This window comes from Pseudonocardia charpentierae (assembly GCF_031845345.1).
In the GTDB taxonomy this organism is placed as follows: Bacteria; Actinomycetota; Actinomycetes; order Mycobacteriales; family Pseudonocardiaceae; genus Pseudonocardia; species Pseudonocardia charpentierae.
In genome coordinates this window covers 111,945-131,399 of record NZ_JAVREJ010000006.1, presented here as the reverse complement: position 1 = coordinate 131,399, position 19,455 = coordinate 111,945, and the positions used below count along the sequence as shown (strand labels likewise).

The window sequence follows — 19,455 nt, the reverse complement described above, 5'->3', positions numbered from 1 at the left end:
CGGGGTCGGTGGTTGCATGACGGCGCGGAAGCCCGCGTGGATACAACGGCGAGACAGACGGTGCCCCCCGAGCGGCCGGGGGTCGCCGTCGACCGAGGGGCAGCGGTGGAAGACGGCGTGACGGTCCGGGACGGGGGCGGCACCGGGGTGGGCGTTGCGGACGGGCGTGCGGGTTCCCGAGCCGTCGTCCGGGTGCTCGGCGGCTTCTCCGCGACGGTCGGCGACGACGCCGTCAACCTCGGCGGTCCCCGGCAGCGCGCCGTGCTGGCCCGGATCCTGATCGCCGGGTCCGAGGCGGTCACGGCCGAGCAGGTGCTGCACGACGTGTGGGACGAGCGCTCCGCGGAGGCGACCGTCGGAGCCGTGCAGGCGTACGTCTCGCGGCTCCGCCGTCTCCTCGGGCCCGCCGCGTTGCCCCGGCGGGCCGACGGCTACGTCCTCGACCGCGGCGTGGTGACGGTCGACGCCGACCAGTTCGTGGCCGACGTCGACGCCGGCCGCCGGGCACTGGCCCGCGGCAACGACGAAGACGCCGCGGCGCTGCTCGAGGTCGCGCTGGCCCGGTGGACGGGCCCGTGTGCGTTCGGCAACGGCGCGCAGGGGCAGATGCCGTTCCTCGCGCCGGTCGTCGCCCGGTTCGAGGACATGCGCGTGGTGGCGGCCGAGTCCCTGGCCGACGCGCATGCCCGCCAGGGTCGGGCGGCCGACGACGTGGCGCTGCTGGAGGAGCTCGCGGCACGCGACCCGCTGCGCGAATCGGTGACCGTCCAGCTCGTCCGCGCGCTCTACGCCGCGAACCGGCAGGCCGACGCGCTCGCGGCCTACGACCGGTGCTGCGGCGCGCTGGCCGACGAGCTCGGGGTCGAGCCCACGCCTGCGCTGCGCCGGGTGCGCGCCGCGGTGCTGGCCCACGACCCGCTGCCCGGCGTCGGTGGCACCGTCCTGCCCACCCACCTGCCGCCCCGGAACCGGTCGTTCGTCGGCCGCCGGGGGCTGCTCGCGGCCGTCGACGCGACCCTGGACGACGACACCCGCCGCCCCCGCGCGGTCGCGCTGACGGGGCTGGGCGGGGTGGGCAAGACCGAGCTCGCCCTCGAGCTGGCGCACCAGCGGCACCGGCACGGGCGGGTCGCCTGGTGGATCTCCGCCGAAGACCCCGCCGGCACGGCCACCGGGCTGGCGGCGCTGGCCACCGCCCTGGGCATCGCCCCGTTCGAGCGGCGGGAGGACGCCCGCGCGGCGCTGTGGGCGGAGCTGGACCGCACGCCCGGCTGGCTGCTCGTCTACGACAACGCGGACGAGCCCGCCCAGCTCGAGCCGTTCCTGCCCGCGGCCCGGCACGGCGACGTCATCATCACCTCACGCAACCCGGCCTGGCGACGGATCGCGCACCCCGTCGCGGTCGGGCCGCTGGCGCGCGGCGAGTCCCTGGCGTACGTCGCCACCCGGACCGGCGACCGTCCCGTCGAGGCGGACACGCTCGCTGAACTGCTCGGCGACCTGCCGCTGGCGCTCGAGCAGGCGTGCGCCTACATCGAGCAGACGCGGATGTCGCTGCCCGACTACGTCGACCTGTTCCGGCGCCACCGCGACGGGCTGCTCCTGCGTGACGTCGAGGGCTCCGGACGGACGGTCGCCACCACGTGGGGGCTCGCCTTCGACCGGCTGGCCGCCCGCTCGCCCCGGGCCGCGGACCTGCTGGAGACGATCGCGTTCCTCGCCCCGGACGCCATCTCCGTCGCGACCCTGGACCGGTTCGAGCGCGACGAGCTGGAGCTGCAGGAGGCGTTGCGGGAGCTGCTGCGGCTCTCGCTGGTCGACCGCGAGACCGACACCGTGCGGGTCCACCGGCTGGTGCAGGACGTCGTCCGCGCGCGGATGAGCGTGGCGGCTCGCCGCGACCGGCTCGGCACGGTGGCGCAGGCCTGCGTCGGGCAGGCGGGCGAGGTTGGCCGCGACGTCCCCGACGACCTCGCGGCGCACCTCGTCGTCCTCGCCGGGCACGCCGAGGCGCTGGGCGCCGAGCCGGACGGTCTGGTCGAGGCCTTGGAGTCCGTCGCCCGCCGTCAGGCCGAGCGCGCGCTCTACCCGGCCGCCGAACACGTGCTCCGTGCGGCGCTGCGCCTGCACGCCGCAGATCGCGACCCCGCGGTTCGCGGGCGCCTGACCTGTGCGCTCGGGCAGGTGCTCGATGCCGCGGGCCGGCTCGCGCCGGCGCTGGACCTGCACCATCTCGCGGTCGCGCTCCTGGAGGCGACGGTGCACCCCGACGACCCCGAGTACGCCGAGGTGCTCGCGCACGCCCACAACCGGCTCGGCCACGTGCTCAACTGCGCGGACGACGCCCCTGCCGCGATCACCGCGCACCGGCGCGCGCTCGACGTCCTGCACAGGGCCGGCCGTGCGGACCTGGAGCCGGAGGTGCTGATCGACCTGGGCTACACGCTGTGGGGCAGCGGCGCCTTCGAGGCGGCGGGGGAGGCGTTCCGCTCGGGCCTCGCCATGCTGGAGGAGCAGGGACGCCGCGACGAACGCGGCTGGGCGCACGCCACCGCCGGGCTCGGCATGGTCGAGCAGGACATGGGCCGGCTGGACGAGGCGGTGGCCCACCAGCGGGCGGCGATCGAGGCGTTCATCCGGGTCGGTGGCCCGGACCACCCCGACACCGCCCAGGCGCTCGACAAGCTCGGCTACGCCCTGCGGTTGCAGGGCCGGGTCGACGAGGCCATCGAGGCGCACCGGCGCGGCGTCCGCCTGCTCGAACGCGTGCTCGGGCCGGACGACTCGCGCGTCGGGATGGCGCTGACGAACCTGGGGCTGGCGCTGGCCGACTCCGGAGCGTCGGACCAGGCCGTCGCCACCCAGACCCGGGCGCGCGAGATCTTCGTCGCGGCGCTCGGCCCCGCCCACTCGAGCACGCTCCTGGCCGGTGAGCGGCTCGCCGACGCCCTCGTCGCCATGGGGCAGCCGGTCCGTGCACAGGCTGTTCGGGCCGAGGTCGACGAGGTGGCCGCCGAACGGCCCAAGAGCGAAGAGCCGGTTCGGTCGGGCTGACTCCGACGAGCGGATCAGGGCCGTCGCTCGCGCAGGCGTTTGCAAGAAGCCTGCAAGCGCGTCGGCGGACAGTGGGCCGTCCCCCCGAACGCCCGCTGTGCCAGGAGTTGCACGATGACCTGCACCGAGAAGGCCCCTGCCGAGACCATCCCTCCTGAGAGTGCTCCAGGCTCCGACCTCGTTCGCCGCGCGTGCGCGCACGATCCGGAGGCCTGGCAGGAGATCGTGCGCCGCTATCGGGGGATGGTCGGCAAGGTGGCGCGGTCGTACCGGCTGTCGGACGCCGACACGGCGGACGTCATGCAGAACACCTGGCTGCGCGCGTTCGAGCGGCTCGAGACGGTGCGCGAGCCGGACCGGCTGAGCGGCTGGCTCGCCACCACGGCGCGCCGGGAGTGTCTGGCGGTCCTGCGCCGGACGGCCCGCGAGGTGCCGGACGGGCTCTTCGAGGCCGAGGTGAGCCCCGACGCCGCCTGCCCCGAGGCCGTCGTCCTCTCCCGGGAGACGCGCGGCATGGTGCAGCAGGCGGTGGAGCAGCTGCCGCAGCGCCGCCGGGTCCTGGTCAGGGCGCTCTTCGCCGACGACGACGTGCACTACGCCGACATCTCGCAGGCGCTGGACCTGCCGCCGGGCAGCATCGGCCCCACGCGCGGTCGGGTGCTCCGCAGCCTGCGGCGCACCCTGGAGCACGTGGGCCTGGACGCCGAGTCGGCCTGACCGCGGCCGCCGGAACGGTGCCGTCGGGGGCACCGGGTCCGGCGCGGCGCGGGTGGGAACGTGATCCGCTCCGGGCGTACGGTCGCCCGGTGTCCCCCCGTGCGTCCGGGCAGCCGCACCTGCTCGCGGTCGTCGCCACCGTGGCGGTCGGCGGGGTCGTGGGCGCCGAAGCCCGCTACGGGCTGGCGGTCGGCCTGCCGCACGCTCCCGGGGCGTGGGCCTGGTCGACCCTGATCGCCAACGTCACCGGCTGCCTGCTCATCGGCGTGCTGATGGTGCTGGTCAGCGAGCGGATCCGGCACCCGCTGGTCCGCCCCCTGCTCGGCGTCGGCGTGCTCGGCGGCTACACCACGTTCTCCACCTACACCGTCGACACCCTGGCGGCGTTCGGCGGCGGCCCCGCAGGGCCCGCGCTCCTCTACCTCGTGCTCACCCCGGTGCTGGCCGTGGCCGCGGCGGCGGTCGGAGTCGCGAGCACCCGCGCCCTGCTTCCGGACCGCGCATGACCGTGCTGTGGGTGGCGTTGGGTGCCGCGGTCGGTGCGCCCGCGCGGTACCTGACCGACCGGGCGCTGCAGCGGCTCCTCCCCGGCCGGTTCCCGTGGGGCACGTTCACCGTGAACGTCGTGGGCTCCTTCGTGCTGGGGCTCGTCTCGGTCACCGCGGGGCCCGGGGTGACGGCGCTGGTCGGCGTCGGGTTCTGCGGCGCGTTGACGACCTACAGCACCTTCGCGTACGAGACTGTCGCGCTGGCGCAGCGGCGGGTGCTCGCGGTGGCGGCGGTCTACCTGACGGGCAGCGTCGCGGCGGGCCTGATCGCCGCGACGCTCGGGCGTCTGCTGGGTCTCGCCCTGCGGCACTGAGCGGCGTGCACGTGCCGGGTCGGGTGCGGGATCAGGGCTGCAGCAGGGTCTTGATGGCGCGGCGCTCGTCCATCGCCTTGTAACCCTCGGCGGCCTGGTCGAGGGGCAGGGTGAGGTCGAAGACCTTGCCGGGGTCGATCGTGCGGTTCCAGATCAGGTCGATCAGGTCGGGCAGGAAGCGGCGTACCGGGGCCGGGCCGCCGTGCAGGTGCACGTGGGAGAAGAACAGCTCCTGGCCGGGGAGCTCGACGTCGTGGGAGACGCCGACGTAGCCGACGTGCCCGCCGGGGCGGGTGGAGCGGATCGCCTGCATCATCGACTCCTGGGTGCCGACGGCCTCGATCACCGAGTGCGCGCCCAGGCCGTCGGTGAGGTCCTTGATCTTCGCGACGCCGTCGTCGCCGCGTTCGGTGACGATGTCCGTCGCGCCGAACTCCAGCGCGAGCTTCTGCCGCGACTCGTGACGGCTCATCGCGATGATCCGGTCGGCGCCGAGCTGCTTCGCGGCCAGGACGCCGAGGAGGCCGACCGCGCCGTCACCCACGACCGCGACGGTCTTGCCGGGGCCCACCTCGGCGGCGACGGCGCCGAACCAGCCGGTGCCGAGCACGTCCGAGGCCGCGAGCAGGCTCGGGACCAGGTCGGCCGGCGGGACGTCCGGGGTCGCGACGAGGGTGCCGTCGGCCAGCGGGATCCGGCAGTACTGGGCCTGTGCGCCGGTCGCGGCGCCGGGCTGCCGCTGCACGCACGAGGTCTGGTAGCCGGCCCGGCAGATCTCGCAGGTGTTGTCCGAGGCGAAGAACGAGCCGACGACGAACTGCCCCGGCTTCACGTTCCGGACATCGCTCCCGACCTCCTCGACGATGCCGACGTACTCGTGCCCCATCGGCGACGGCCCGTCCACCTCCTCGATCCCGCGGTAGGGCCACAGGTCCGACCCGCACACGCACGTGGCCGCCATCCGGATGACGGCGTCGGTCGGCTCGACGATCGCAGGGTCGTCGCGGTCGTCGACGCGGATGTCGCCGGGGGCGTAGAGGACTGCTCCTCGCATTGCTGTTCTCCTCAGGTCGATGCCGGGTGTCGGGATCGTCGATCCTCGTCCCTTCGGCGGGCGGCCGCGCCTCGGACGCCATGAGGACCCGCCCGACCGTCCCGGGCGATGAGTTTCCGCGCCGACCGCCGTCTCATCCGGTACCCGCCCCGCACGAGAGGACCGGAAAGATGACCCTCATCGACCGCACCGCCGCCCCCGCCGCCACCGCTCCCGGCCGCGCCGCCCGGATCACCGGATGGGTGCTCACGAGCCTCGTGGCGCTGTTCCTGCTCTTCGACTCGGTCACGAAGCTCCTGCAGCTGCCCGCGGTGGTCGAGGCGACGGTGCAGATGGGCTTCCCGGCCACCACCGTCCCGGTGATCGGCGGCACGTTGCTCGCCTGCCTCGTGCTCTACCTGATCCCGCGCACCGCGGTGCTGGGAGCCGTGCTGCTCACCGGCTACCTGGGCGGCGCCGTCTGCGCGCAGCTGCGGATCGAGGCCCCGGTGCTGGGCTACCTGCTGTTCCCGGTCTACACCGGCGTGCTGGTCTGGCTCGGCCTCTACCTGCGCAGCGCGGCGCTCCGTGCATTGGTCCGCGCGGGCAGCTGAGCGTCACTCCCGGTACTCGTCGACCTCGAACCGGCCCTGCGGCACATGCATGGGACGGGTGGCGTTGGCCGCGGCGCCCGAGAGCAGGCTGCCGATGGCCGCCCCCACCACGAGGTGGATGATCCCCTGCGCGAACGCCACGGCCAGACCGGCCGAGTAGGTGAACGGGATCACGGCCGCGGCCGCGGTGAGCAGCCCGACGATCCAGCTGAAGTAGGTCAGCGGCCGGGGCGCCGCCACGAGCAGCAGGTGCAGGAGACCGGCCGCCGCGATGGCGGCCGCGGCGCTCACGAGGCACAGCACCACGGTCCGCGAGTCGCCGAAGGCGCCTGCCCCGGCCGGGGCGTACACGGCGATCCGCAGCACCGCGCGGACGATGAGCACCCCGACGAGGGCGAGCAACGCGGCGACGACCGCGGTGGCCACGCCGCCCGCCCAGAGGCGGCCGACCTCCAGGCGGGGGCGGGCCGGGCCGGCGGGGAGCGGGTCGAGGGGCTCGGTCATCGTCGCCATCCGTCGGGTCGGTGCTCGTCAGTGAACCCCACCATGATGGACGACGCCGGATCGCCGGCTACGGGCCGTCCGGCGGGGGTGTCGGCCTGCCGTCATCACCTGGCGGCGGGCCGACGGCCGCGGCACTGAGCCGGGCCGTGGTGGTCGAGCCGAGGATGGCATCCGTCCAGCGCACCTTCGGGTCGATGTCGACGAGCAGCGACTTCGCGAACAGGGTCAGCGGCACAGCGAGCACCGCGCCGATCACGCCGAGCACCCATCCCCAGAACACCAGCGCGACCAGGGTGAGCGAGACCGAGATCCCCACCGCGTCGCCGACGTACTTGGGCTGGATCACCGACGTCAGCACGAAGTTCACGACGGTGTAGAGCGCGAGGACGATGCCGGCCAGCTGCCAGCCGCCGGTCAGCAGGGCGAGCAGCACCGGTGGGACGAGCCCGATCCAGAAGCCGACGTAGGGGATGTAGTTGGTGATGAACACCAGCAGCCCCCAGAGGACGGCCAGCGGCACGCCCAACAGGCCCAGCATCACCGTGTCGACCAGGCCGGTCAGCAGGCCGAAGACGGTGTTGACGCCCATGTACCGGCGGGTGGAGCCGACGAACCCGGTCAACGCGGTGGCGATCGGCGCGCGGTCGCGCGCGATCCACGCGAGCCGGTCGGCGGCTCCGGAGGCCTCGATGCTGAGGAACAGCAGCAGCGAGAGCAGGAACACGAGGTTGCCCAGCAGGCTGGTCAATCCGAGCAGGAGCCCGGAGACGACGCCGACCAGCCGGCCGTAGTCCAGCGTGCCGGCGAGCGCGCGCAACTGGTCGGCACCGACGCCGAACCGCGCCAGCTCCGCGGTCACCGAACCGAGCAGGCTGCTGAACTCGGCCGCGTAGCTCGGCAGCAGCGTCGCGAGCCGGGCGATCGACACCACGACGACCCCGGCCAGCACCAGGAGCACGCCGTACACGGCGAGCACCAGCAGGGTCGTCGACGCCCAGGCGGGCAGGCCCCAGCCGCGCAGGCGGGCCTGCACGGGGTGCACCGTGATCACGATGACGAGGGCCAGGAACACCGGTCCGACGAGCCATGCGGCGGCCTGGATGCCGGCGACGATCACCACCGCGGCGGCGAGTTCGAGCAGGATGACCAGGGTCCGGGGGAGCACCACCACGGCTACGCCGCCGGGCCCAACTGCAGCCGGATCACGCGGCCGTCCACGATCTCGGCCTCCACACGGCCGCGCCGGTCAGCCGCGCCGTCGACCCGGACCGTCCACGTCGCCCGCTCCCGGGTGAGCTGCTTGCGGGTGAGGTCCAGGCTCACCGCGGCGCACAGCTCGGCGACCTCGGTGCGGGCCGGACCGCCACGCAGGCCGTCGCGCGGGCGGAACGGCGCGGTCGAGGTCAGCTCGACGTCCGGCGCCAGGATCGACAGCACGCCGTCGACGTCCTGGCTCCGCCAGGCACGCTCGAACACCAGCATCGCGAGGAACTCCTCGGCCTGCTGCTCGCCCTGGGCCATGAGTTCACGGATGAACCGGGCGTCGCGGTTGAGCTTCGACGCCGGCCCGAGCCGCTTCGACGAGAGCGGGCGGGCGAACTCCAGGATGCGCACGGTGACGTGCTTGTACCGGTCGCCGACGAGCAGACCCTCGGCGAGCAGCCGGTCGATCACCTCGATGTGGTGCAGCTCCTGGTAGAGCGAGAGGTTGCCGGACAGCTCGTTGCGCCGGTCGGTGATGTCGAGCACCGTCTTCGGCTCGTCGGCCCGGGCCGTCGGGTTGATCTGGATGACCCACAGCTCGTCCGGGCGCGAGTCGAGCAGGTCCTGCACCGGGGGGTTCTGGGAGAACAGGCCGTCCCAGTAGGCGCCCCCGTCGACGTGCACGGTCGGGAAGACGGTGGGGATGGCGGCCGACGCGAGGATCATGTCCGGAACGATCCGCTCGCGCCGGCTGTCGAACGCGCGGAACTGACCGGACAGCACGTCGACGGCGCCGATCAGGAGCTGGGTCTGCGCGCCGTCCGGGTCGGGCTCGATCAGGCCGAAGTCGACGCGGCGCGTCAGCAGGTCCCGGAAGTGGTCGAGCCCGGTGGGTGGCAGGTCGTACGGGCTGACGGCGGGCAGGAACCCGGCGCTCTGCAGGGTGCTCGCCCAGATCAGCCACATGTTGGCGGCGGCGTCGACCGGCGTGACGGCGGAGTTGTCCGTCCAGAACCCGTCGAGCAGCTCCCGCGCCTTGTGCCGGTCGCCGTCGCGCAGCGCCGTCCAGGCCAGCAGGGCGCAGACCGCGCCGCCGGAGGTGCCGCTGAGCCCGACGATCTCGTACTCGTCGAGCTCGGGGCCGTCCAGCAGCCGGCTCAGGACGCCGGCGGTGAACGCCGTGTGGCTGCCGCCGCCCTGACAGGCGATCGCGACGCGGCGGGGCGGCGGCGACGGTGTCCCGTTGCCCGGGGTGTCGGTCATGCGAGCAGCCGCGCCTTCTGTTCGGCGAACTCCGCGTCGGTCAGCAGCCCTGCGGTCCGCAGCTCGCCGAGCTTGGTGAGCTGGGCGTGGAGCTCGTCGACCGACGGCCGCGCCGGTGCGGGAGCCGCCTGTGGGGGAGCTGCCTGCGCCGCTCCAGCCAGCCGGGCCTCGACCTGGCTGTCGATCCGGTCCTGCAGGTGCATCTGTCGGAGCTGCTCCTGCGCCGCGGCCCCCTCCTGCTGCCGCTGCGCCGCGGCCTGCTGTGCGGCGTCGACGCGACCCGCCACCGCCGTGGCCGTGCCGGCGACGACGGCGGTGCGGGCCACCGTGGCCAGCAGCCCCGGACCGCGCCGGCCCCGGCCGAACCCCCGCCTCATGCCCCGCTTCCGTCCACCGGCGCGGCCGCGACCTCGACGGCCAGGGCTCGCGCGACGTCGTCCGGTGACACCCGGTCGTGGGCGAGCACGCTGCCGCCGGCCGCCCGCACCGCGTCGGCGAAACCGGCCACCCACCGGTTCTCCCAGACCAGCACCAGCGTCGTCGTGTCGTTCGCGAGCCGATCGGCGATCGTCGCGAGGTCGGCGTGGCTCACCAGCTCCAGGACCTCGCCCTCCACCGGGTCGAAGGCCGATGTCTCGTCGGCGAGCTCGCCCTCGGTCACGGTGCCGTCGGCCGCCTTGTGCACGACCACGGCGTCCAGCACGCGGACGGTCTTCGCCTCGACGAGCTCCCCGAGAGGTGTGGCCACCCCGGTACCGAGCGTCGGCCCGGGAAACGTGATGGCCACCCACTCCACCGGTTCGGTCGGTGGCGACGTCACAGGCATGGAGGTCTCCTCGCTGGTACTCGCGCTGCGTCGTCGCTCCGGTATCACCGGTGACGTTGTCGTGGTGCAGCATCCCGCTGGATCGGACCGCGGCGATACCCCCGGACGCGGGGCGGATCCCCTCGTGCAGAGGTGATGACGCACGAGGTCTGTGGGACGGTGGGCCCACCGATGCGAAGAGGGGTCGTCATGTGTCGCTGGCTCGGGTATCTCGGTAGTCCGATCGAGCCGCGGGAGCTGCTCTACGACCCGGAGCGCTCGCTCATCGAGCAGAGCAGGCGGCACGCCCCCGACATGGCCGTGCCGAACGGCGACGGGTTCGGCCTGGGCTGGTACGGCCGGCGCGAGGTCCCCGCGATCTTCCACAGCGCCACGCCGGCGTGGGGGGACCGCAACCTGCACACGCTGGCCTCGGAGATCTTCTCGCCGCTGTTCCTGGCCCATGTGCGTGCGGCCACCGGCACCCCGGTGCAGGAGACCAACTGCCACCCCTTCGCCTGGGGCCGGTGGATGTTCGTGCACAACGGCTACGTCGACGGGTACGAGGGCCTGCGCCGCGACATGCTGCTGGCGGTGCGCCCCGACCTGTTCCCGAACGTCAAGGGGACGACCGACTCCGAGCTGCTGTTCCACCTCGCGCTCACCTTCGGGCTGGAGGAGGACCCGATCGGCGGCCTGGAGCGGATGGCCGGGTTCGTGGAGTCGCTCGGTGCGGCCGCCGGGATCGCCGAGCCGCTGCAGATGACGGTCGGCGTCAGCGACGGGGAGCGGCTGTGGGCCGCCCGGTACGCAAGTGGACCGGTCGTGAACACCCTCTACTACAGCGCGGACGTCGAGTCGCTGCGCGAGCTCTACCCGGAGAGCGAGCGGTTCGCCCACTTCGGCGCCGACTCGCGCGTCGTCGTCTCCGAGCCGCTCGCCCCGCTGCCCCGGTTGTGGCACGAGATCCCCGCCGGGACGGCGCTGGTGCTGGGCAAGGGCCAGGCCGAGCAGGTCCCGTTCCGCCCGCGGCCGCCCGCCTGAGCGCCTGGCCTCAGTAGGTCTCGAACGCGGAGAGCTGCGACCAGTCCGGCCAGGTGAGCTCGTGCAGGCGCAGGATGCGCCCCGCGCGGTACTCGGCGACGAGCACGACCTCGATGCGGTGCGCCTCCTCGCCGGGCCGCTGCGTGGTGATCCAGACCCGGGCGGCCAGGCGGTCGCCGGACTCGACCCACGACTCCTCGTCGTACTCGACCCGGTAGGTGATCGCGGTCGGGTAGACGCGTTCGTGCCCGGCCCGGAAGGCCGCGAGATCCTGGGTGAGGCCGTTCGTGGTGAGCAGGAAGTCCGGGTCGTAGTAGGCGTCGACCACCGAGGCGTCCTTGGCCTCGACCATGCGCGTGAACATCTCCCGCATGCGCTCCTGGAGAGTCATGGCTTCCTCCCTGGGGCGGCCGGGGCGGGCGGGATGTTGACGTTGAACCGGAACATGTTCCCCGGGTCCCACGCGGCCTTGACGGCCTGGAGCCGGGCGAAGGCGGCCTCGTCGAAGGCCGTTCGCGCGTCGGTGGCGCGACCGTCCGGGCGGCCCGAGAAGTTGTACAGGGCCCGTCCGCCGGTCCAGGGCAGCAGCCGCCGGTACAGGTCGGTCTGGACCGCGGCGGCTCCGGCGAAGGTTGGGCCGGGGTAGGCCGAGGTGAAGATGTTGAAGAGGGCGTCGCGATGGCCGACGGCGTTGGGTACGGCGGCCGGTCGGGCGAGTGCGCCGCCCAGGTGCCGTACCTCCAGCATGTGCGGCCGGGTGGCGCCGATGCCACCGAGCAGGACGTCGATCGCCGCGTCGTCCCACCGGGGGAGGACCGCGCCGCCGCAGCTCACCGGCTGCGGACGGACCGGATCGGCGTGGATGGTGCCGATCTCGGCGACGGGCAGGGTCCGGACGGTGTCCACGAACGGCGTCGCCACGGCGCGCAGCGGCGCGATGAGGGCCTCCGCCTCGGCCGGTGCCCCGAGGTGGGCGACCCGGAGGTGACCGACGAACCGGCCGCGGAGCGGCGGCGGGACCGCGTCGAGGTCGGGAAAGGTGATGAAGGCGATCGACAGGCTCAGCTCGTCGGGCGCGCCGGCAGTGCACCGGCCGAAGGCGGCGAGGAGGTCGGCCGCGGCCTCTCCGGGGAAGAACAACCCCCCGCCGTACAGGGCGGCGACGGGGACGAGGTCGATCTCCAGCTCGGTGGCGACGCCGACGTTGCCGCCGCCGCCCCGGACGGCCCAGAACAGTTCGGGGTCCGTGTCCGCCGTGACCTCACGCGGTTCGCCGGTCGCGGTGACCAGCCGGATCCGGCGGACCCGGTCGGCGGCGTAGCCGTACCGCCTGCCGAGCACGCCGAGGCCGCCGCCGAGGACGTAGGACACGGCGCCGACGTCCGGTGCGGAGCCGCAGAGCGGGGCGAGCCCGTACGGGGCGCACGCGGCCAGCACGGACGTCCACGTCGTGCCGGCGCCGATCGTGGCGGTGCGGCGCTCGGGATCGATCGTGACCGTCGACATCGCCCGGGTGTCGACGAGCAGGCCGCGGTCGACGCCGGGGACCGGTCCGTGTCCGGTCGCGCGGACGGCGACGGGAAAGCCGTGGTCGAGTGCCACGCGGACCGCGTCCGCCACGTCGTCCTCGCCGGCGGCACTGACCACGAGGTCGGGGGAGGGGATCGCGGACAGGTCGAACCCGGAGCGTGCGGCGTCGAAGCCGGGGGTGCCGGGACGGTGGACCCTGTCGGCGGGGATCCGGTCGAGGGGGACGGAGAGGGCGGTCATGACGGTCCTTCCGGGATCGGGGCCCTGCATGTCGGGCCCGCTCGGACAGACGATCCGCCCACCTGCTCCAACCCCACTCCAACTCCCGCCCGCAGAGGTTGGAGGCGTCAGGCTGCCATACGCGATCCCGGGGCCGGTAGGCCGAAGATCCGCCGCCGCACCGCGTCGAGGGCGGGTGCGGGCAGCTTGCTGATCAACGCCAGACGGTGCGCGAACCGCCCGGTGAGATAGACGTCCCGGGGGCGAGGTCTGGTCAGAGCCTCGACGATCGTGCGAGCGGCGACGTCGGGCGGGCTGCCCGCCTGCTCACGACGCATCATCACGGGGAGCATCGCGCTGAACGTGTCCTCGGACAGCGCCCGCGCCGCCGGTGACGCATCACGCAGGATCGCCTCGGCGTCGCGGGCGACCTTGTCGGCGGCGGCGCTGTTGATGCTCGCGGGCTCGACCAGCACGACGCGCACGTCCCACGGCGCGAGCTCCTGGCGCAGCGCGTCGGCGAGCGTGGCCGTGGCGGCCTTGGCCGCGTCCAGCGCTCCGGCGAACGGTGGGCGGAAGCGCACCCCGATCGTGCTCACGAACACGATCCGGCCGCGGGCCTGCCGCAACAGGGGCAGAAAGGCCTGGGTGACCGCGAGCTGCCCGGTGACGTTGATCTCCAGGTGGGCGCGGAGCGCGTCGAGCGGGAGCAGCTCGACCGGCGCGGCCAGGCCGACGCCCGCGTTGTTCACCAGGCCGTCGAGCGCAGTGGTGTGCGCGCCGACGGTGGTGACGGCCTCGGCGATCTGATCCGCGTCGGTGATGTCGAGGCGCAGCGGGGTGAGCCCGGGCCCCGCCTCCTCGACGAGCTCCCGAGCCGCTGCATCGCGACGAACGCCCGCGAAGACGTGGTGCCCGGCGGCCACGAGACGAAGCGCCGTGGCACGGCCGATGCCGGAAGACGCTCCGGTGACGAGGGTGTGGGGGTGTCGGCACGTCATGGTTCCTCCCTGTGGTCGAACAGGCAGCAGTCGGACGGGCGGACGACCTCCCATGTGACCGGTAGGAAATTGACTCGCATCACGTCTGCCCATGTCACGTGCGTACGCGCTGCCTCGTCCGATACCTGCGGGACGAGGTCGGGAGGGACGATGAAGGTGCTGGTGGCGGGGGCGACCGGGGCAATAGGGCGACCGCTGCTCCCGCTGTTGGAGTCGGCGGGGCACGACGTGATCGGACTGTCGCGCGCGGCCCGCCCGGGTCCGGGGCGGATGCTCGCCGTCGATGCGCTGGACCGGTCCGCGGTGTCGAAAGTGATGCGTGAGGTCGCGCCGGACGCGGTCGTCAACATGCTGACGGCGATCCCGGCTCGGCTGAACCCGCGGCGCATCGCGGCCGAGTTCGCGGCGACCAACCGGTTACGGACCGAGGGCACGCGCCACCTGCTCGACGCCGCTCGGGACACCGGGGTGCACCGGGTGATCGCCCAAGGCCTCGCCTACGCCTACGAGCCGTCCGACGCCGGGATCGCCAACGAGGACGAGCCGCTCTGGCGGCGTCCGCCAGCTGCGTTCGCCCCGGTGGTGGCGGCGTTGCGGGAACTGGAGGCGTCGACGACGCAGGCGGGTGGCACCGTTCTGCGGTTGGGGCATCTGTACGGCCCGGGCACGATGTTCGCAGGAGACGGATCCTTCGTCGCCGACGTGCGTGCGGGGAAGGTGCCGCTGGTCGGGGGTGGTGCCTCGGTGTTCTCGCTCATCCACGTGGACGACGTGGCGACGGCGGTGCTGGCCGCGCTGGACCGGAAGACCCCCGGTGTGCTCAACGTCGTCGACGACGACCCGGCTCCCATCCGCGACTGGCTGCCGGTGATGGCCGGGCTGCTCGACGCGCCGCGACCCCGGCGGATGCCGCGCGCGGTGGTCCGGCTCGTGGCCGGCGGATGGGGCGCGGCCTACCTCGGTGCGCTGCGCGGGGCGGACAACGCGCGGGCCCGGCTGGCGCTGGACTGGCGTCCGCGGCACCGGTCGTGGCGGGCGGGCCTCGCCCACGAGCTGACGGCGCAGGTCGCGCCATGACCGGGTCGCTGCCCTCGGCGGTCTTCGAGGAGCACCGCCGTGTGCTGCTGGGGCTCGCGTACCGCCTGCTGGGCAGCGTGTGGGACGCCGAGGACGTCGTCCAGGACGCCTACCTCCGATGGATGGGCGCCGATCGCACCGACGTCCGTGATCCGCGCGGGTTCCTCATGACGATCGTGACCAGGCTCGCGCTGGACCACCTGCGCTCGGCCAGGGTCACGCGCACCGCCTATGTCGGGCCATGGCTGCCCGAACCGGTGGCGACGGACGCGCTCGGCCCACTGGACACCGCCGAGCTCCGCGACACCGTCAGCTTCGCCACCGTGCACCTGATGGAGCGGCTCTCCCCGCCGGAGCGTGCCGTGTTCGTGCTGCGTGCGGCCTTCGAGTTGCCCTACGACGAGATCGCGGAGACCGTCGGCCTGTCCGCCGCGGCCTGCAGGCAGACCTTCCACCGGGCCCATGCTCACCTCTCAGGCGGGCACCACCGGTTCCCGGCTACCAGCGAGGAGCACGCCCGCCTGCTCGAGGGCTTCCTCCACGCGGCGCGGGACGGCGACCTGAACAGCCTGTCCGCGATGTTCGCCGAGGACGTCACGAGCTGGACCGACGGGGGCGGACTCGTGCGCCAGGCCCGTCGCCCCATCCTCGGTCCGCGAAAGGTCGCCGCGTTCTGGGCCGGGCTGTTCCGTCGCTACGAGATCGGCCCCACCACCGTGGTCGACGTCAACGGGCACGTCGGTGTCCGGATGAAGATCGGCAGGCAGGAGCAACTCCTGGCCCTGGACGTGCAGGCCGGACGGATCCGTCAGATCTTCTCCGTGCTGAACCCGGTCAAGCTCGACGCGCTCGGCGAACGCACATTACGCCCCTGAGCTGCGTAATTGCAGCTCAGAGGCGTGATGGCGGGCCGCTATCTCAGTCCAGGTAGTCGCGCAGGACCTGCGAGCGCGACGGGTGGCGCAGCTTCGACATCGTCTTCGACTCGATCTGGCGGATCCGCTCACGGGTGACCCCGTAGACCTGCCCGATCTCGTCGAGCGTGCGGGGCTGGCCGTCCGTCAGGCCGAACCGCAGCCGGACGACACCCGCCTCGCGCTCGCTCAGCGTGGCCAGCACCGACTGGAGCTGGTCCTGCAGCAGCGTGAACGATACGGCGTCGACCGCGACCACGGCCTCGGAGTCTTCGATGAAGTCGCCGAGCTGGGAGTCGCCCTCGTCGCCGATCGTCTGGTCCAGCGAGATGGGCTCCCGGGCGTACTGCTGGATCTCCAGCACCTTCTCCGGGGTGATGTCCATCTCCTTGGCCAGCTCCTCCGGCGTGGGCTCACGGCCCAGGTCCTGGAGCAGCTCGCGCTGGATGCGGCCGAGCTTGTTGATGACCTCGACCATGTGCACCGGGATGCGGATGGTGCGGGCCTGGTCGGCCATCGCTCGGGTGATGGCCTGGCGGATCCACCACGTGGCGTACGTGGAGAACTTGTAGCCCTTGGTGTAGTCGAACTTCTCGACGGCGCGGATCAGGCCGAGGTTGCCCTCCTGGATCAGGTCCAGGAACGCCATGCCGCGGCCGGTGTAGCGCTTGGCCAGCGAGACCACGAGCCTCAGGTTCGCCTCGAGCAGGTGGTTCTTGGCCCGCTCGCCGTCGCGGACGATCCAGCGCAGGTCGCGCCGCAGCTGCGGGGAGACCTTCTCCCCGGCCTCGATCGCCCGGCGCAACCGCTCGGCGGCGTAGAGGCCGGCCTCGATCCGCTTGGCGAGCTCGACCTCCTCCTCCGCGTTGAGGAGCGCCACCTTGCCGATCTGCTTGAGGTAGGCGCGGACGGAGTCGGCCGACGCGGTGAGCTCGGCGTCCTTGCGGGCCTGCCGCAGTGCCTCGGACTCCTCCTCGTCCCACACGAAGTCGCCCGACTTCTGCGGGGTCGAGGACGGAGCCCGCGAGATCGCGGTGCGGACGACGGGGCCTACCTCGACCTCGTCGTCGTCATCGTCGTCTTCGTCGTCGTCCGCCGCGACCACCGGCTCGACGACCGCTTCGATCTCGAGTTCGGTGTCGAGCGCGGGGTCGATCTCGACGGCCTCTTCGAGGTCGCCGACCTCCGGGGCCGCCTCGAGCTCGATTTCGCCGTCGAGTTCGGCCGGTTCGTCGTCGGTCCCGACCTTCGCCGCCGCCTTGGCGCCGGGCTTCGACGACTGGCCCGCGGCTCTGACACGCGGGGTCGCCTTCCCGTCGGCCGCCTTCGCGCCCGCGGCACGGCGGGCACGACGGGGTGCGGGACTCGTCGCCTCGTCGACGGACGGGTCGGTGCGAGTTACGGAGTCTGCGGCTGCCACCTAGGCCCTCTCGCTACGGTGCGCTCTCCGACGACGGGGATGGTCGACCCTCGTCGCCGATATGTTCGGTGCTCGCCGCGCCGGTCGCCGCTCGTGGGCCTACTCGATCATGTCGGGTCGGACCACAATGGCGGCCGTTCCCGGCGGGCACCCAACCATTGTAACGGTGGGTGTCACAGCTCATCGGCCTCGCATCCGTCCGTCGGCCGGCGATGCGCCGGACGGTCGCGCAGCAGCCGCCTCAGGCCGCCCGCAGACGTCCCACCAGCATCGATCCCGACGTGCCGCCGGTGGGTGGTCGGCGGGCGCGGTGAACGACCGCGCCGCGCCTCCCGGGTCGGCTCAGCAGCCGGCGTCGCGAGCCGTCTCCAGGACGGTGGGATCCACGGCCGGGGTCGCGGCGGTGGACGCCCCGGGGTCGGCCGGGTCCGCGTTGGCCGAGCCGTCGGTGCCGCCACCCGTGCCGATCTGGTCCAGGGCGTTGCGGACGGCCCGCGGGGGGTTGACGTCGCGGAAGCCGGTGCCGACCGCGATGTCCACGACGTCGTCGGTCCGGTCGTCACGCACCAGCTCGGTGCACGGCAGCACCAGGGAGAGGGTGCGCGCGGCGCCTTCGCCCGTCGGGCCGAAGCGCAGCTGGCCGACGCACTCCATGTTGCCGTCCGGGTAGAGCGGGTCGTTGTCCGGTGGCGCGGCCTCGGGAAAGCCCAGGTCACCCAGCTGCGCGGCGACGAGGTTGGCCTGGCCGCGCTGTCCGCCCGCGTTGAACACCCGGACCCGCGCGGCCGACGGCGGGACCGGGGCCACGGCGTCCAGCGCACCCGGGTCGACGACCTGGCCGGACGGGCCGCTCCCCGTCGGCGCGGGGCATGAGGTCACCCCCGACGAGCCGCCCGCCCCGATCAGGACGACCGTCCAGGTCGTCACCGCCAGGACGGCGAGCACGGACACGACCACCACCCACGGGGTGCGGCGGCGACGCCGGTAGGGAGGGACGCGTGCTCCGCCGTCCGGTGGCGGGGTCCTGCCGAGGATCACGAACGGCCACCCTAGTGGGAGCCCGCGGACGGGGCGGTCCGTGACCGTGCCACAGGGTCGTACGCGGGGTTCGAGACCGGTGTCCGGGGTACCCGCGGGCGCTTGCGGGCCTCAGCTACCCTTCGCGCCCCGGGGGGCAGATCAACACCGTTCGGACCTGGCGCTCGCGCCGCGGCCCGGACGGGGTCTGCGCTGTGACGCGCGTCACAATCACGGCCGGGCACAAACACCGGCACTGCGACGTTGTGCAGCGGCACGACGACGGAATATGAGTATTTTACGAGGTGGGGACGATGGCGACCGACTACGACGCTCCGCGGCGCAACGAGACCGACGACATGGCGGAAGACTCGCTCGACGAGCTCAAGGCCCGTCGCAACGAGGCGCAGTCCGCGGTGGTCGACGTCGACGAGTCGGAGACCGCGGAGAGCTTCGAGCTGCCGGGTGCCGACCTGTCGGGTGAAGAGCTGACGGTCAAGGTCCTGCCCAAGCAGGCCGACGAGTTCACGTGTGCCAGCTGTTTCCTGGTGCACCACCGCAGCCGGCTGGCCGAGAGCCACGGCACGCAGCTGATTTGCCGCGACTGCGCGGCCTGATCGATCACCGAGGATCCGCAGGGTCCGGCGCACAAGACTTGCAGGTGGAGTGACTAGCGCCGGGCCGTCGCCAGGGCCGTCAACAGGCGGTCCGGCTCGCGGACACTGAAGACCCAGTAGGGCGTGGGGTCGGCGGGATCGGTCACCTCGAGCCGGACCAGCGGCCCGATCCAGCCTCGGTGCAGTACGAAGGCTGACGGATCCAGCTCCGGGCCGAGCGCGGCCTGCTTGTCGCGCCGGTCGACGATCTCCACGCGCCCGACGTTCCGCAGCGGCAGCACCGCCGGCCCGACCCGCAGCTCCCCGTCGACCACCCGCACACGGGTGCGACGGAAGGCGACGAGCGCCGCGACCAGCAACGGGATGAAGACGACGTAGCCGATCCACGACCGTATGCCGGGGTAGCCCATGTGCACCTCTGCGCCGAGCAGCACTCCGAGCGCGACGGTTGGCACGTACCACCACCACGGCACGGACAACCGCTCGTCGAACGCGGAGACGCCGGACGTCGCAGACGGGGTGGGCGGGTGGTGATCCTGCACGAACGCCGAGGGTAACGTC

Annotated in this window: 21 protein-coding genes; 9 read left to right on the top strand and 12 right to left on the bottom strand. The window is 73.3% G+C overall.

Going from position 1 to position 19,455, the window contains the following annotated elements; genetic code table 11:
- The first annotated feature begins 117 nt into the window (after nt 1-117).
- The 4 genes from RM445_RS11315 (at nt 118) to crcB (ending at nt 4,633) form a co-directional block, all read left to right on the top strand.
- Nucleotides 118-3,054, top strand: coding sequence for a BTAD domain-containing putative transcriptional regulator (locus RM445_RS11315; RefSeq protein ID WP_311556138.1), 2,937 nt, complete (start codon nt 118-120; stop codon nt 3,052-3,054).
- Between the two features lie 114 nt (nt 3,055-3,168).
- On the top strand, nt 3,169-3,771 hold the full coding sequence (locus RM445_RS11310) for an RNA polymerase sigma factor (protein ID WP_311556137.1): 603 nt from the start codon (nt 3,169-3,171) through the stop codon (nt 3,769-3,771).
- A gap of 89 nt (nt 3,772-3,860) precedes the next feature.
- Nucleotides 3,861-4,277 (top strand): FluC/FEX family fluoride channel, encoded by a 417-nt coding sequence (locus RM445_RS11305; RefSeq protein WP_311556136.1) that lies wholly within the window; start codon nt 3,861-3,863, stop codon nt 4,275-4,277.
- Entirely contained in the window at nt 4,274-4,633 is a 360-nt protein-coding gene (gene crcB, locus RM445_RS11300) for a fluoride efflux transporter CrcB (RefSeq protein WP_311556135.1), read from the top strand. Before RM445_RS11305 ends, crcB begins: the two co-directional genes overlap by 4 nt.
- 31 nt (nt 4,634-4,664) lie before the next feature.
- On the opposite strand, the gene RM445_RS11295 is transcribed toward crcB, so the two are convergent.
- Nucleotides 4,665-5,687, bottom strand: coding sequence for a zinc-dependent alcohol dehydrogenase family protein (locus RM445_RS11295; protein WP_311556134.1), 1,023 nt, complete (start codon nt 5,685-5,687; stop codon nt 4,665-4,667).
- A gap of 170 nt (nt 5,688-5,857) precedes the next feature.
- On the opposite strand from RM445_RS11295, the gene RM445_RS11290 reads away from it, so the two are divergent.
- Nucleotides 5,858-6,280: a DoxX family protein gene (locus tag RM445_RS11290; protein WP_311556133.1), complete on the top strand. Its 423-nt coding sequence runs from the start codon at nt 5,858-5,860 to the stop codon at nt 6,278-6,280.
- A 3-nt stretch (nt 6,281-6,283) separates the two neighbouring features.
- Here the strand turns inward: RM445_RS11290 and RM445_RS11285 are convergent, their stop codons facing one another.
- The 5 genes from RM445_RS11285 to RM445_RS11265 form a co-directional block, all read right to left on the bottom strand.
- Entirely contained in the window at nt 6,284-6,784 is a 501-nt protein-coding gene (locus tag RM445_RS11285; RefSeq protein ID WP_311556132.1) for a DUF6069 family protein, read from the bottom strand.
- A gap of 67 nt (nt 6,785-6,851) precedes the next feature.
- Complete coding sequence (locus RM445_RS11280) at nt 6,852-7,955, bottom strand: AI-2E family transporter (protein ID WP_311556131.1); 1,104 nt, start codon at nt 7,953-7,955, stop codon at nt 6,852-6,854.
- Between the two features lie 2 nt (nt 7,956-7,957).
- Nucleotides 7,958-9,250: a patatin-like phospholipase family protein gene (locus RM445_RS11275; protein WP_311556130.1), complete on the bottom strand. Its 1,293-nt coding sequence runs from the start codon at nt 9,248-9,250 to the stop codon at nt 7,958-7,960.
- Nucleotides 9,247-9,627, bottom strand: coding sequence for an SHOCT domain-containing protein (locus RM445_RS11270; RefSeq protein ID WP_311556129.1), 381 nt, complete (start codon nt 9,625-9,627; stop codon nt 9,247-9,249). Before RM445_RS11270 ends, RM445_RS11275 begins: the two co-directional genes overlap by 4 nt.
- Entirely contained in the window at nt 9,624-10,076 is a 453-nt protein-coding gene (locus tag RM445_RS11265) for a DUF6325 family protein (RefSeq protein WP_311556128.1), read from the bottom strand. Before RM445_RS11265 ends, RM445_RS11270 begins: the two co-directional genes overlap by 4 nt.
- A gap of 189 nt (nt 10,077-10,265) precedes the next feature.
- On the opposite strand from RM445_RS11265, the gene RM445_RS11260 reads away from it, so the two are divergent.
- A complete protein-coding gene (locus tag RM445_RS11260) occupies nt 10,266-11,099 on the top strand; it encodes a class II glutamine amidotransferase (RefSeq protein WP_311556127.1) in 834 nt (277 codons plus the stop codon).
- Between the two features lie 10 nt (nt 11,100-11,109).
- On the opposite strand, the gene RM445_RS11255 is transcribed toward RM445_RS11260, so the two are convergent.
- The 3 genes from RM445_RS11255 to RM445_RS11245 all read right to left on the bottom strand — a co-directional run bounded on the left by RM445_RS11255 (nt 11,110) and on the right by RM445_RS11245 (nt 13,849).
- Nucleotides 11,110-11,490 (bottom strand): nuclear transport factor 2 family protein, encoded by a 381-nt coding sequence (locus RM445_RS11255; protein WP_311556126.1) that lies wholly within the window; start codon nt 11,488-11,490, stop codon nt 11,110-11,112.
- A complete protein-coding gene (locus tag RM445_RS11250) occupies nt 11,487-12,869 on the bottom strand; it encodes an FAD-binding oxidoreductase (RefSeq protein WP_311556125.1) in 1,383 nt (460 codons plus the stop codon). Before RM445_RS11250 ends, RM445_RS11255 begins: the two co-directional genes overlap by 4 nt.
- Before the next feature lie 107 nt (nt 12,870-12,976).
- The gene (locus RM445_RS11245; RefSeq protein ID WP_311556124.1) at nt 12,977-13,849 is read right to left on the bottom strand and encodes an SDR family NAD(P)-dependent oxidoreductase; all 873 of its coding nucleotides are present in this window, start codon (nt 13,847-13,849) and stop codon (nt 12,977-12,979) included.
- Between the two features lie 150 nt (nt 13,850-13,999).
- Between RM445_RS11245 and RM445_RS11240 the strand changes: the two genes are divergently transcribed.
- Both RM445_RS11240 and sigJ read left to right on the top strand, forming a co-directional pair.
- Nucleotides 14,000-14,926: an NAD-dependent epimerase/dehydratase family protein gene (locus RM445_RS11240; protein WP_311556123.1), complete on the top strand. Its 927-nt coding sequence runs from the start codon at nt 14,000-14,002 to the stop codon at nt 14,924-14,926.
- Nucleotides 14,923-15,801, top strand: coding sequence for an RNA polymerase sigma factor SigJ (gene sigJ / locus RM445_RS11235; RefSeq protein WP_311556122.1), 879 nt, complete (start codon nt 14,923-14,925; stop codon nt 15,799-15,801). Before RM445_RS11240 ends, sigJ begins: the two co-directional genes overlap by 4 nt.
- Nucleotides 15,802-15,844: 43 nt before the next feature.
- Here sigJ and RM445_RS11230 read toward each other — a convergent pair whose 3' ends face one another.
- Nucleotides 15,845-17,260: an RNA polymerase sigma factor gene (locus tag RM445_RS11230; protein ID WP_311556121.1), complete on the bottom strand. Its 1,416-nt coding sequence runs from the start codon at nt 17,258-17,260 to the stop codon at nt 15,845-15,847.
- Nucleotides 17,261-17,602: 342 nt separating this feature from the next.
- Entirely contained in the window at nt 17,603-18,298 is a 696-nt protein-coding gene (gene cei / locus RM445_RS11225) for an envelope integrity protein Cei (RefSeq protein ID WP_311556120.1), read from the bottom strand.
- Nucleotides 18,299-18,591: 293 nt separating this feature from the next.
- On the opposite strand from cei, the gene RM445_RS11220 reads away from it, so the two are divergent.
- A complete protein-coding gene (locus RM445_RS11220; protein ID WP_311556119.1) occupies nt 18,592-18,894 on the top strand; it encodes a DUF4193 domain-containing protein in 303 nt (100 codons plus the stop codon).
- A 53-nt stretch (nt 18,895-18,947) separates the two neighbouring features.
- On the opposite strand, the gene RM445_RS11215 is transcribed toward RM445_RS11220, so the two are convergent.
- Complete coding sequence (locus RM445_RS11215) at nt 18,948-19,436, bottom strand: DUF3093 domain-containing protein (protein ID WP_311556118.1); 489 nt, start codon at nt 19,434-19,436, stop codon at nt 18,948-18,950.
- Nucleotides 19,437-19,455: the final 19 nt, after the last annotated feature.